General features: G+C 39.0%; 12 protein-coding genes and 1 riboswitch. Of the genes, 10 read left to right on the plus strand and 2 right to left on the minus strand.

What is annotated here, in order from left to right:
• Positions 1-313: 313 nt before the first annotated feature.
• The gene (gene uvrC / locus BK139_RS23055) at positions 314-2,107 is read left to right on the plus strand and encodes an excinuclease ABC subunit UvrC (RefSeq protein ID WP_076263469.1); all 1,794 of its coding nucleotides are present in this window, start codon (positions 314-316) and stop codon (positions 2,105-2,107) included.
• A gap of 120 nt (positions 2,108-2,227) precedes the next feature.
• Positions 2,228-2,407: riboswitch (Lysine riboswitch) on the plus strand.
• A 192-nt stretch (positions 2,408-2,599) separates the two neighbouring features.
• Positions 2,600-3,829, plus strand: a complete 1,230-nt coding sequence (locus tag BK139_RS23060) for an aspartate kinase (RefSeq protein ID WP_076263471.1) — start codon at positions 2,600-2,602, stop codon at positions 3,827-3,829.
• Positions 3,830-3,890: 61 nt separating this feature from the next.
• On the opposite strand, the gene BK139_RS23065 is transcribed toward BK139_RS23060, so the two are convergent.
• Positions 3,891-4,340, minus strand: coding sequence for a YslB family protein (locus BK139_RS23065; protein ID WP_076263473.1), 450 nt, complete (start codon positions 4,338-4,340; stop codon positions 3,891-3,893).
• 349 nt (positions 4,341-4,689) lie between these two features.
• On the opposite strand from BK139_RS23065, the gene BK139_RS23070 reads away from it, so the two are divergent.
• From BK139_RS23070 to BK139_RS23105, 8 genes are all read left to right on the plus strand, one after another.
• A complete protein-coding gene (locus tag BK139_RS23070) occupies positions 4,690-5,298 on the plus strand; it encodes a succinate dehydrogenase cytochrome b558 subunit (RefSeq protein WP_076263475.1) in 609 nt (202 codons plus the stop codon).
• 187 nt (positions 5,299-5,485) lie between these two features.
• Positions 5,486-7,246, plus strand: a complete 1,761-nt coding sequence (sdhA, locus tag BK139_RS23075; RefSeq protein ID WP_076263477.1) for a succinate dehydrogenase flavoprotein subunit — start codon at positions 5,486-5,488, stop codon at positions 7,244-7,246.
• Positions 7,247-7,249: 3 nt separating this feature from the next.
• A complete protein-coding gene (gene sdhB / locus BK139_RS23080) occupies positions 7,250-8,017 on the plus strand; it encodes a succinate dehydrogenase iron-sulfur subunit (RefSeq protein ID WP_035330246.1) in 768 nt (255 codons plus the stop codon).
• A gap of 419 nt (positions 8,018-8,436) precedes the next feature.
• The gene (locus BK139_RS23085; RefSeq protein ID WP_076263479.1) at positions 8,437-8,901 is read left to right on the plus strand and encodes an acyl-CoA thioesterase; all 465 of its coding nucleotides are present in this window, start codon (positions 8,437-8,439) and stop codon (positions 8,899-8,901) included.
• A 147-nt stretch (positions 8,902-9,048) separates the two neighbouring features.
• Positions 9,049-9,204, plus strand: coding sequence for a helix-turn-helix domain-containing protein (locus tag BK139_RS23090; RefSeq protein WP_076263481.1), 156 nt, complete (start codon positions 9,049-9,051; stop codon positions 9,202-9,204).
• 361 nt (positions 9,205-9,565) lie between these two features.
• Complete coding sequence (locus BK139_RS23095; RefSeq protein WP_076263484.1) at positions 9,566-10,513, plus strand: hypothetical protein; 948 nt, start codon at positions 9,566-9,568, stop codon at positions 10,511-10,513.
• 6 nt (positions 10,514-10,519) lie between these two features.
• Positions 10,520-10,990 carry a hypothetical protein gene (locus BK139_RS23100; RefSeq protein ID WP_076263486.1) on the plus strand — a complete coding sequence of 157 codons (471 nt, stop codon included), beginning with the start codon at positions 10,520-10,522 and terminating at the stop codon, positions 10,988-10,990.
• Positions 10,990-13,002 carry a coiled-coil domain-containing protein gene (locus BK139_RS23105; protein ID WP_076263489.1) on the plus strand — a complete coding sequence of 671 codons (2,013 nt, stop codon included), beginning with the start codon at positions 10,990-10,992 and terminating at the stop codon, positions 13,000-13,002. Before BK139_RS23100 ends, BK139_RS23105 begins: the two co-directional genes overlap by 1 nt.
• A gap of 98 nt (positions 13,003-13,100) precedes the next feature.
• On the opposite strand, the gene BK139_RS23110 is transcribed toward BK139_RS23105, so the two are convergent.
• Positions 13,101-13,676, minus strand: coding sequence for a HamA C-terminal domain-containing protein (locus tag BK139_RS23110; RefSeq protein WP_286149100.1), 576 nt, complete (start codon positions 13,674-13,676; stop codon positions 13,101-13,103).
• Positions 13,677-14,019: the final 343 nt, after the last annotated feature.

Below are 14,019 nucleotides of genomic sequence, written 5' to 3' on the forward strand. Positions count from 1 at the left end.
GGGTTCGTAGTGTCGATTGATCGAAGCGCTAGCGGAGATCTTAGCGACACTAGAACGCGACTAACAATCAGTGGGGGGATAAGGAAAACCCCCACTGATTGAAGGTTCACTTTATCATGTGTGTTTAGCGGTTATGCTGCAGGTTTACCAGCTGATATAATAAGATGGGGATGCCGTGCTTTTATCATGCAGACTAATCTTCATGGCGAGCTTGCATACCAGGTGATTATGAAAATTCAAAATAAATGTTAGATAAAATCTTTCTAAAAAAGCCTTACAATAAGAAAATTTTTAATCGGGGAGGTGGAGTGCCATGAATGAAACGATAAAAAATAAACTGATGCTGCTGCCTGCACAGCCAGGCTGCTATTTAATGAAAGACAGGCAGGGGACCATTATCTATGTGGGGAAAGCCAAAATTCTCAGAAACCGGGTCAGATCCTATTTTACAGGCTCACATGACGGAAAAACATTAAGACTTGTTAATGAGATTGTGGACTTTGAGTATATTGTCACATCTTCAGATATGGAAGCATTGATTCTTGAGATGAATCTGATCAAGAAATATGATCCCAAATATAATGTAATGCTGAAGGACGATAAAAGCTACCCTTTTATCAAATTGACGGCCGAACGCCATCCCCGTCTGATTACAACCAGAAAAGTAAAAAAAGACAGGGGAAAATACTTTGGCCCTTATCCCAATGTGCAGGCTGCCAATGAAACAAAAAAGCTGCTCGACCGTATTTACCCTCTTCGCAAATGTTCAACACTTCCGGACAGAGTTTGCCTTTATTATCACTTAGGACAATGTCTTGCACCATGCGTAAAGGAAGTAAGTGCAGATCAATATAAGCAAATGACAGATGAAATTGCGAAATTTTTAAATGGCGGATACAAAGAGATTAAAAAAGACCTTACAGCAAAAATGACAGCCGCTGCTGAAGATTTGGATTTTGAACGAGCAACAGAGCTGAGAGATAAAATTGCCCATATAGATGCAACGATGGAAAAGCAAAAAATGACGATGACAGATTTTACAGATCGGGATGTATTTGGCTATGCGGTTGATAAAGGGTGGATGTGTGTCCAGGTCTTCTTCATCAGGCAGGGCAAGCTGATCGAACGGGATGTATCAATGTTCCCGATTTATAATGAGCCGGAAGAAGAAATTTTAACGTTCCTCGGCCAGTTTTATACTAAAGCAAATCACTTTAAACCCCGTGAAATATTGGCACCCGATTCCGTTGATGCTGTCATGGCAGAACAGCTTCTTGATGTGAAAGTGCTAAAGCCGCAGCGCGGGCAAAAAAAGGACCTGGTGAAGCTTGCCCATAAAAATGCAAAAATTGCTCTCCAGGAGAAGTTTTCTTTAATAGAGCGTGATGAAGAACGGACTATTAAAGCTGTTGAAAATCTGGGTGATCAGCTTGGGATTTATACCCCTCACCGGATTGAAGCATTTGATAATTCAAATATCCAGGGGTCGGATCCCGTTTCTGCCATGATCGTCTTCATTGATGGCAAACCGGAGAAAAGAGAGTACCGAAAATATAAAATAAAGTCCGTCAAAGGTCCTGATGATTATGAATCCATGAGAGAAGTCGTCCGCCGCAGATATACAAGAGTACTGAAAGAAGAACTGCCGCTTCCGGACTTAATCTTGATTGATGGAGGTAAAGGGCATGTTGAGGCTGTAAGGGATGTGCTCGAAAATGAGCTCGGTCTGGATATCCCGATTTCAGGCCTGGTGAAGGATGAGAAGCACAGAACTTCACAGCTTTTATATGGTAATCCGCTTCAAATTATTCCTCTTGCAAGGAACAGCCAGGAATTCTACCTGCTGCAGAGAATTCAGGATGAAGTTCATCGCTTTGCGATTACTTTTCACCGCCAGCTTCGCGGAAAAAGTGCCTTTCAGTCTATTCTGGATGAAATTCCGGGCATAGGCGAAAAGCGAAAGAAACAGCTGCTGAAGGCCTTTGGATCTGTAAAGAAAATGAAAGAGGCATCAATTGAGGAGTATAGAAAAATAGGCATTCCTGCTAATGTTGCTGAGGAGTTAAAGCAGAGGTTTGAGGAACAAAATGGAAACTCTGAGTCTTAAATGGATATAGACATAAAAAGTCAGACATGTTATACTAACTGAAACTTTATATCAATATCACTTTATAGCGATAAAGCACATGTCCATATGTTTAAACAGAACTATTGGACATAATCGTTAAGTGAAGGTAGAGGTGCGAACTTCATCAGTAAAAGCTTGGAGAAGAATGAGCTTCCATGAAAAGCTTTGAAAGGGGATGTTCGCCGAAGTGGAGAAAATCTCATCATTTTTTCTGCTGGTTTTGCATTGAATAAATGCAGGATTGTCAGGACATTGCCGTCCTGGAGAGCTATCTCACTGTGTTTGCTCACTTATACATTTTGGCTGCACAGCAATGGGATAGTTAAACTATTCCATTGCTTTTTTTATTGCCCAAAAGGGGTATTTTAGATTTAAGGCCATTGTCAAATACAGCCGAGTGGACTGTCTTGCTTCACTTACATAGGACGGCAATTCATAAAATTACGAGTTCTTTAGAAAGAAGGGAAAGCTGTGGGAATCATAGTGCAGAAATTCGGAGGCACCTCCGTGGGGACTGTAGACAGAATACAAAATGTCGCTAATCGGGTAATTGAGGAAAAAAACCGTGGAAACGATGTTGTTGTGGTTGTTTCGGCAATGGGCAAAACGACTGATCAGCTGGTTGGCATGGCAAGGGAGATTTCCCCATCACCAGATAAAAGGGAAATGGATATGCTGCTTACAACCGGCGAACAGGTGACCATCTCTTTATTAGCTATGGCATTAAATGCGAAAGGACATCCCGCCGTTTCTTTTACAGGGTGGCAGGCAGGTATTAAAACAGAAGCAGTCCATGGTAATGCGAGGATAGTAAATATTGATCCAGCCACCATTCAGGGGGAATTAAGTCAGGGGAAAATTGTGATTGCAGCAGGCTTTCAGGGGATGACAGAAGATGGTTCAATTACCACACTTGGACGCGGCGGATCTGATACAACTGCTGTTGCACTGGCTGCAGCACTTAAAGCTGATAAATGTGATATTTATACGGATGTTACAGGTGTGTTTACAACCGATCCCCGCTTTATAAAGAATGCCAGAAAGTTACATTCTGTGTCCTATGATGAAATGCTTGAGCTGGCCAATTTGGGGGCTGGAGTGCTCCATCCAAGAGCAGTTGAATTCGCTAAAAACTATGGTCTTCCGCTTGAAGTGCGTTCAAGCCTTGAAAAGGAAGCCGGAACAATCATTGAGGAGGAAGTAAAAATGGAACAAAATTTAGTGGTGCGCGGTGTGGCTTTTGAAGATGACATAACAAGAGTAACAATCATTGGTCTTCCTAATTCACTGACTGGTCTGTCTACTATTTTCTCGGCGCTCGCCAAAAACCACATTAATGTCGATATCATTATTCAGAGCATGACAGAAGCCCAGACAACTAACCTGTCCTTCTCAATTAAGAATGAAGATCTGACGGATACAGTGAAAGTTCTGGAAAAGCATAGAGATCAATTAAATTATGACCGCATTGAGTGGGAATCAGGGCTTGCAAAGGTTTCAATTGTCGGCTCAGGCATGATTTCAAATCCGGGTGTGGCTGCAGAAATGTTCGAAGTGCTTTCAGCGAATGAAATTCAGGTGAAAATGGTAAGCACGTCAGAAATTAAAGTATCAGCGGTTGTGGAAAACAGTAAAATGATCGATGCTGTTGATGCTTTACACGAGGCATTCAAGCTGTCTGTTTCCGCGGTTAAGGCTTAATTCCGAAGCTATAAACAATAAGCTATCAGAAATTGATAGCTTATTGTTTGTAAATTAGATGTTACTCAGCAGGGTCCTTTTTATCCCACTTCACAGTAATAAGGATTTTGCCGGTTTTCTTGCGGGGATGTTCGAAAGCCTCACAAATAACTTCTTTTTGAAATTCAATCTGCTGGGCTATAAAACCAGCCTCGAGCTGAAATGTGCAGTTATTGTTTTTTTGCAAGCGGCCAGCAATCAGCGGGCTTGATAATATCATTTCAAGCTCATGTTTAGATTCGTTTGCGATCGAAAGGCTGCCCCAGCCGGCATTTATAAAAAATTCGGCAATCTGTCCGGCTGTTTCCAGAGGATACATGCGTGCAAGCCTTTTGCCGGCCCAATATAAAATTTCGGGTGCTTCATTTCCTAAAAGGTCATGCAAAAGAACTTCCCGGATCAGTTCATAGCCAAATACCGGTACTGACTGTATGTGATCTTCATTAGATTTCGCAGATGCTAATTCGCTCAATAGTCTCCCCTCTTTCTATGATTCTATTATATACAATATGCTTGGGGAGTTAATATCAATTCGGGAAAAAATAGAACGATTTGCATAGAAATAATTACTATTTCAGTATATTGGAGACCGGTAATTAGGTCATATTGAACCGCAGAATAATATATATTTTTAACCGGTAAATATTTTTTAAAAATTTTATTAATATGGAACATTTTATGTATCCGTTTTCTTGACGCTCTATTATCTTGGGAGTAAAATGGACATGTCACATAATTGTAAGAAAATGAATAACATTTTCGAGATGATGTCCTGAGCGGGGGCTCAGCATCGTTTTTTTAAAATCAGGGGGGGAAAGTTTATGGCAGGTAATCGTGAGTTTTTTAATCGCAGATTGCATTCATTGCTTGGCGTAATACCAGTTGGATTGTTTTTGGTGCAGCACCTTGTAGTGAACCATTTTGCAACAGGGGGAGAGGAATCTTTTAATAATGCAGCGCATTTTATGGAAAGTCTTCCATTTAGAATATTCCTTGAAACATTTGTAATCTATTTACCTTTGCTGTTCCACGCAATCTATGGCCTTTATATTGCTTTTACTGCGAAAAATAACACAACCAGATATGGATATTTCCGCAACTGGATGTTTATGCTTCAGCGTGTTTCAGGTGTTATTACGCTGGTTTTTGTTGCATGGCATGTATGGGAAACACGCGTACAGGCTGCCTTTGGAGCAGAAGTTAACTTTCAGATGATGGAGAACATCCTGTCGAATCCATTTATGTTCTGGTTCTATATTATTGGAGTCATTTCTGCAATTTTCCACTTTGCTAACGGGCTTTGGTCATTCCTTGTCAGCTGGGGACTTACAGTATCTCCTCGTTCACAGGTTATTTCCACTTACGTAACAATCGGAATTTTCATTGCACTATCTATTGTTGGCGTACGTGCTCTGACAGCATTTATTTAATAGACATGAGAGATTATTAGACTTGATCGGATAAAAAGGGAATTGGGCAGCTGCCCGGCTCCGCATTATTGAAAGCGCATAGGTAAAATCAGCACTTTTGGCAGAATAAACGCCATCGGAAGGCCTCAAGGAGACCGGTAAGCGGGTGCTGGCGCTTTTCTTACAAGTATTAAGGGAGTGAGTCACGATGGGTAAAGGAAAAGTTATAGTTGTCGGCGGCGGACTAGCCGGTTTGATGGCGACAATTAAAGTAGCAGAATCTGGGACTCCGGTTGAATTATTTTCTCTGGTACCGGTTAAACGTTCTCACTCTGTTTGTGCCCAGGGCGGCATCAACGGAGCGGTAAATACAAAAGGGGAAGGCGATTCTCCTTGGATTCATTTTGACGATACAATTTATGGCGGGGACTTCCTCGCAAACCAGCCGCCTGTAAAAGCAATGGCAGAGGCTGCACCTGGCATCATTCATTTATTTGACCGTATGGGTGTTATGTTTAACCGTACACCTGAAGGTCTGCTGGACTTCCGCCGCTTCGGTGGAACACAGCATCACCGTACTGCGTTTGCCGGTGCTACAACTGGGCAGCAGCTGCTTTATGCAATGGACGAGCAGGTCCGCCGCCATGAAGTGTCAGGATTAGTGACAAAGTATGAGGGATGGGAATTTCTTGGGGTTGTCATCGATGATGACGGAGCTTGTAAGGGTGTCGTTGCCCAGAACCTGACTACTATGGAAATTAAGTCTTTTGCTGCAGATGCAGTTATTATGGCATCCGGCGGACCGGGAATTATTTTCGGAAAATCCACTAACTCTGTCATAAACACAGGCTCAGCAGCTTCCATCGTTTATCAGCAGGGCGCTTATTACGCAAATGGGGAATTTATTCAGATTCATCCAACCGCCATCCCTGGAGATGATAAGCTTCGCCTAATGAGTGAATCTGCACGCGGTGAAGGCGGACGAGTATGGACATATAAAGATGGTAAACCATGGTACTTCCTTGAGGAGAAATATCCGGCTTACGGAAACCTGGTGCCTCGTGATATTGCAACGCGTGAAATTTTTGACGTTTGTGTTAACCAGAAGCTCGGCATTAATGGGGAGAACATGGTATATCTTGATCTTTCCCATAAAGATCCTAAAGAGCTTGATATTAAGCTTGGCGGAATCATTGAAATCTATGAGAAATTCCAGGGTGAAGACCCTCGTAAAGTGCCAATGAAAATCTTCCCTGCTGTCCACTATTCAATGGGCGGATTATGGGTTGACTATGATCAGATGACAAATATTCCAGGCTTGTTTGCAGCTGGTGAATGTGATTATTCACAGCATGGTGCCAACCGTCTTGGTGCCAACTCACTGCTATCAGCCATTTATGGCGGTATGGTAGCAGGCCCGAATGCAGTCAAGTATATCAGCGGATTAGATAAGAGTGCTGAAGATCTGCCATCATCACTATTTGACCGCCATGTAAAACAGGAAGAAGAAAAATGGAATAATATCATGTCTCTTGATGGCACAGAGAATGCATATGTCCTTCATAAAGAGCTTGGTGAGTGGATGACAGACAATGTAACGGTTGTCCGCCATAATGACAGGCTGTTGAAAACAGATGAAAAAATTGTTGAACTTATGGAGCGCTATAAAAACATTAATATTAATGATACTGCGAAGTGGAGCAATCAGGGTGCAAGCTTTACGCGCCAGCTGCAGAATATGCTTCAATTGGCACGTGTTATTACAATTGGTGCCTATAACCGTAATGAAAGCCGCGGAGCACATTATAAGCCTGATTTCCCTGAACGTAATGATGAGGAATTCATGAAAACAACAATGGCGAAGTTTGTGGATGCAAATTCCGCTCCGGCATTCCATTACGAAGAAATTGATGTAAGCTTAATTCCACCGCGTAAGCGTGACTATTCCAAAAAGAAAGGGGAGAACTAAACCATGCAGGAAACAAAAACTAAAACAGTCCGTTTTGTAATCAGCCGCCAGGATACTCCTGATTCAGCCCCTTATCAGGAAGAGTTTGAAATTGATTACCGTCCGAACATGAACGTTATTTCAGCCCTTATGGAGATTCGCCGTAATCCGGTTAACGTCAAGGGTGAAGATACTACTCCAATCGCATGGGATATGAACTGCCTTGAAGAAGTCTGCGGTGCTTGTTCAATGATTATAAATGGAAAGCCCCGCCAATCATGTACGGCACTTGTAGATCAGCTGGAACAGCCAATCCGTCTTGAGCCGATGCGCACGTTCCCGGTAGTCCGTGACCTGCAAGTCGACAGAAGCCGTATGTTTGATTCCCTGAAAAAGGTTAAAGCATGGATTCCAATCGATGGCACGTATGATTTGGGACCTGGACCGCGTATGCCTGAGAGAAAGCGCCAATGGGCATATGAGCTTTCAAAGTGCATGACATGCGGTGTTTGCCTGGAAGCATGCCCGAATGTTAACAGCAAATCTGACTTTATCGGACCTGCTCCTTTATCACAGGTTCGCTTGTTCAATGCTCACCCAACTGGTGAAATGAATAAAGCTGAACGTCTGGAGCAAATCATGGGTGATGGCGGACTTGCCAATTGCGGAAACTCTCAAAACTGCGTCCAGTCATGCCCGAAAGGCATTCCTTTAACAACATCCATTGCGGCACTAAACCGCGATACAACATTCCAGTCTTTCAAAAACTTCTTTGGGAGCGACCAAATCTAAGTATGATAAAACCCCTTTCCTTTTGGAGAGGGGTTTTATCATACTCGTATAATTTGTTTTTTAAACAGCAATTAAATTTAACCACTGAGCTGATTGGAGTGGAAGGTGGGAGATCCTCGAAAATGCATCCGCATTTTCTTCGTGCGGTGTGGATTCAAGGAAGCTTATTCAACGTCCTACGGGAGTAGCGTACCAAGGGAGACCCCGCAGACGCGGAGCGGTGAGGAGGCTCCCGGCAGCCCCGTGGAAAGCGAGTGCCTGCAATGGAAATTAACGGGTTGGGTTAATTTTCCATAATCAGATTAGAGGCATAATCTTTTATTTAACACATGGTGGGAGGTTTTCAAATAATTCAAAAAACACTATAATGAAATACAACAGAGTGAATGCTCATTCATAAAAAATTGGGAGGAACCAGCATGAAAAAATTGAGCTACATAGACGATTTTAAAAAATGGGAAGAAGAATTCATTTTCTTTCATCCAGTAAAAGTCAGATTTTCTGAAACTGATATGTTTGGACATTTGAACAATACCATTCCATTTACATACTATGAAGAAGCAAGGATAGAATTTTTCAAAAGCAAGGGCTTTATGCAGGACTGGGTAAAGCATGATAGTGAAACCATACCAGTCGTAGCAGACCTCCAATGCGATTTTATCAGCCAGGTTTTCTTTGATGAAGAGATACAAATATACGTAAAAGCTGCTTCAATAGGGAATTCTTCTGTGGATCTTCATTATATGGGCAGGAAATCAGATGGTTCAGTTTGCTTCACCGGCAGGGGGACGATGGTGCAGATATCAAAGGTGACGGGCAAGGGTGTGCCTTGGACCGAAAATATGAAAAAAATGCTAAAAAGCGGGGTTAAAGTCCGAGCCTAGCGGCACAATGGCACATTTCCTGAAAATAACTTTCTCCTTTCACTAAATATAGTCACTTCGGCTGTTTTGCTGACATATGATATGGTGACTAAATATATACCCATCCCGCGGTTCATAGCTGGCGAAAGGCAAGGAGGGTTACAATACTTGAAGGAGAATGAATATACTCACAAGCCGTTACTCACCAAACGAGAAAGAGAAGTATTCGAATTGTTAGTACAAGATAAAACAACAAGGGAAATCGCTGGTGAATTGTTTATAAGTGAAAAAACGGTTCGGAACCACATTTCTAATGTAATGTAGTTTGAAATACAAACTGAATAAACATACCAGAACCGCCATTCGGCGGTTTCTTTGTTGTGTTATTATTTTCTCAACCTCGAACCAATCGATGGAGTTTATCTTTTAGGTGGACCATAATTCCCGTCTTAATAAGGGACATTTCTAATAACGAATAAGCTGCACTTCGACAAAAAAACAGAATTTCTTTATATGTTATTTGTTAAGTACACACGTCCTATGTATTTTGACGAGGGTTAACTTGTTCGCCTTCTTATTATCCTTCTAGTAAAGCGAATGAAAATACGGTACTATAGTATTAAGTTATGGAAATTTTTTCATTAAACAAACTTTTGTAGATGTTTTTGCAAGCTGGAGGAGAAGTATGATTCAAACACGGTATGGAACGTACAACGGTGACAGTTGGGAAGAACATTGTCAATTACTGCTTAAAACTAAATATGGTACGGATGGCTATCAAGAAATGACGGCTCATACAAGTGGCGACCTTGGGATTGAAGGTTATACGCGTACAGGAATTGTCTTTCAATGTTATTGTCCAGACGAGGAATATGATGCGAAAAAGTTATATGAAGCACAAAGGGATAAAGTTACAAAGGATTTAGGTAAACTAAAAAGATCCAAAAAGCAATTAATGGATTTTTTTGGATCTGTTAAAATAAAGAAATGGATTTTCTTAACTCCAATTATTTTAAATAAGGATATTGTTTCCCACTGTCAAACGAAAGCACAGGAATATAAGGGCATGAAAGACATGCAAGATATACTTGATCCAGAATTTGATGTGTTGGTTCATGATGAGGGATATTATGCTGAAGAAATCTTGCTCGTAAAACGCATATTAGAAAGAAAGGTTGAAATGGATATCGTTTCACCTGATAAACGAGAAATAATTGATTGGAAAAACTGTGAATCTGAATCTATAGAAATTTTAAATAGAAAAATTGGTTACTTGTTTGAAAATATTCAAGATCAGCAAACAAAAGATAATAAAACAAATAGATATGTTGATTTAATGGTGAGAAATTATTTAAAAGGACAAAAGGTTCTATCAAGAATGCAAGATACGTATGGATTACTGTACGAGAAGCAAGTCAGAATAAAAAGTTCAATAGCAGAACATTTGGAGGATGAAGTTTTGATTACTGACTTACCTCCAAAACAGTTACTTGATCAAACATTAAGTAAATATAAGGATGCCTTGAAAAGTGAAAAATTCCATGAAATATTTGAGTTTTCCATATATGAGGACTTATGCAAGGAAGCAATATCCGAATGGCTGATAAATTGCCCGTTGGATTTTGGAGGGTAAAATAAAATGGATTTACCACTAGAAAATATACACACGATTAATTTTAAAAGGAAAAAAGTGCCGCTGTCACCAGAATTACGACCATTGTATAAAATTTCGTTAATAATACTTATACTTTACCTTTCATCGAATAAGCAAACGGCATCGTTACTAAAATTACAATTATTTAATTGGGCTTTAAAAAATCCAAAACGTTTCAATAGATTAGATGATATAAAAAAGGGCGGGGACTTCCCTATTATAAGATTTGATCCATCGTTAAACCGAGCATTAAATTTTGCAGTTGCAGAACAACAACTCGAATTCAATGAAAAAAATGGAAAATTCATCTTAACTAATAAAGGTGTAAAATTTGCGGAATCCATTATGGAGCATAATGACGTGTTAGTAGAAGAAAAAGATTTATTAGAGGGTATTAAAAAAGGTATTAGCGATGCTTATGTTATGAAAGTTTTTAAAGAGAGGTATAAAGCCTAATGTCACGTTTAAAAGTGAATGTAGTTAAAATTTCAATTGAAACGGAAGAGGGGTTATTTGGAACAGAAATTCATCTTAAAGAAGGATTAAATGTCCTTAGTGCCAATAATACCAAAGGAAAAAGTTCATGTCTTAATTCGATTTTATATGGATTAGGTATTGAAGAACTATTGGGCGGTACCAATACAAAATCCATGAAACCTGTTTTAAAAGATGTCCTGAAACATCAAGGCAAAACTTTAGTGGTATTAGAGTCAAAGGTTCAGCTTGAAATTTCAAATCAGAATGGTAAGGCCATTACATTAACTAGATGGATTAAGTCAACATCAAAGGATCCCCGATTAATAAAAGTAGATGATGGTCCATCACTATCAGAAGATAAACCTTTTAACTCAAAAGATTATTACGTCCATATGAAAGGGTCGGCAACGGAAGAATCAGGGTTTCATGCTTATTTGGCTGAATTTATTGGATGGGAATTACCTAAGGTTCCTACTTTCGATGGTAATGATCGATTATTATATATCCAATCGTTATGTCCATTGTTTTACATTGAGCAAATAAAAGGGTGGAATAGTTTTTATGCCCCTCTTCCGTCTAATTATGGAATTAGGGATTTATCAAAACGTGCAACTGAGTTTTTATTGGATTTAGATGTGATGAAAAATACTAAAGAGAAAGATGAACTCAAAATTTTAAAATCCATTATTTCTTCTTCATGGCTATCCAGTGTAAGATCGATCAGAGAAGTTGCATCTGATATAAATGGTGTTGTATCCGATCTTCCAGAAAAACCAACCTTATTAATCGACTTCAACATTCATCTATTCAATGAAAAAGAAGAGTTGATTGAAATTGACGAGAAAATAATTGCTTTAGAGAACAGTTTGTCCAAACAAAGTAATTATGTAAGAACAATATCAGAAATTGAAGATGAAAATGAACATAAAATTAATGAAATAGAAACTCTTGTAATGACCCAACAAGATAGTGTTAATTCCCTTAGAAGAGAGATTCAACTAGAATCATCAAATCAAGTTGCTATGCGTGAAAATCTGATGGTATTAGAAGATGATCTAAAAAAAAATCAGGAAGCTCAAAAGTTGTACTCTCTTGGTGCCGCATTTAACTCTGAGTTGTCAAAGGGAATGTGTCCAACTTGCCATCAAGATATTGAGGATACTTTATTGCCGCAGGAAATAACAGTTCGACCATTAGATCTTGCAGAAAATATAAGGTACATAAAAGAGCAAATTAATGCAATCAAGTTTGGGTTATCACAATCAGAATTCATAATAAATAATAAGAAGGCTCAGTTGTCATCAATAGAGGAACATTTGATGCAATCACGCAGGACACTCCGATTAGTTAAGAGCGAATTACGGGAGGATCCAAGGCTCCAAACGAAACAGGATATCGAAAAAATTGTTGATACAAAAATTCAAATTCAAAAATTAAGAGAAGCCAATAATAAATTAGAAAAGCTCAAGAATGACATAAATTCTTTGCAGGACGATTGGAAAAACTATATAGCAAGAAAAGAAAATCATAGTGATGAGTATTTTTCTAAAGCAGATAAAGAGAAATTAAAGAAGTTTGAACAAGATTTTAAACTTTATTTAAAAGAATTTGGCTTTTCGAGTGTTTCAATTGGCGATATAACCATATCGGAGGACAAATATACGCCGATCGTTAAAGGATTTGACATTAAATTTGATTCTTCTGCAAGTGATCATATACGATTAATTTGGGCTTATACGTGTGCATTAGCAAATACTGCTGCTCAATTTAATGGGCATCATCCTAAACTGATAATATTTGATGAACCAGGGCAACAACAAATGGATATGAGCAGTCAGGCATCCTTATTTAAAGTACTTACATCTTTAATTGGACAAACTATTGTTGCATCTTCATTGAAACAAAAAGAAATAGAAGATTTAACAGCTGATTTAAAAATTAATATTATTGATTTAGGTAAAGATTACATTATTAAACCTATAAAAAAATAACACGCACTAGTTGCGTGTATTTTTTGTGGATTCTAATTTTAACATAGCTGTGACCACCCATCGCTTTTTCGTGCTCTTATCCCGCAAGTGGGCCCATCTTATGCTGTCCGATTTGTGAAGTATCGAATGGATTGGTATAATTTAGCTTCTCCCCAGTATAATTGTAATCTTTGAGTAGAAGAGTCGTAGCCCATATGTATAGCATCTGCACCTTGATAATGCAATTGGCTGCTTGTTTTAAAAGACATTTTTGATATCACTTGTGGTAATCTTAATACGCTTTGTATTAATAAATAAAGTAACATCTCGCCACCTTCCCCTGTTTTCTTTAACTGAGTGAATAGCTTTCTTGCTTTTCTAGTTAATTGAGAAGTATGAACGGTTGTATTTTCTTCAAAATCGAGTGCTTTGGCTCGTTCTATCTCGGACCTTGGAATGGCGTAATCTACCATGAAACCTGCAATTCTTAAAACTAAGTCTTCAATACGCGGCATTGCTTGACCGTTTGACGTAACCATGTAACATCTAGTTATAGCTTTTGTCCCAACAACAGTTTGAATTGATTCCACTTGTGCTAAATATGAATCTAACTCTCTCCCATTTCCCCGTAAAAGTGATTCTATATATCGCTCAATAATATCTTCATACTGTGAAGGCTGTGTAGTTGGTGCCAATTTGCCCCCTCCTATTGGAATAATAATGTCTTTTTTGTGATAATTATCCTATTATTATATCTAATTATAACAAGATACTTATTTTTCCATAAGAGAACCTTAGTTCGTGAGGTAGGCTGAATGATCTAATTTGATTTATTAAAAAAAAGAGGGTGTCGAAATTTTCGACGCCCTCTTTTTTTTTAGTGAATTTAACAAAGATAGTCAAACTTTTCCGTAATAATGATTTATTCTCATCTTTAAATTACTTCCTGAGACGGCACCTTGTAAACGCTAGAATAAAGTTGACAGTTTTCGCTTGATTAGATTTTACACTTTTGCTCTATCAGCCTAAAACTTTAGT

This window comes from Paenibacillus sp. FSL R5-0490, from assembly GCF_001956215.1.
Taxonomy (GTDB): Bacteria; Bacillota; Bacilli; order Bacillales; family Cytobacillaceae; genus Cytobacillus.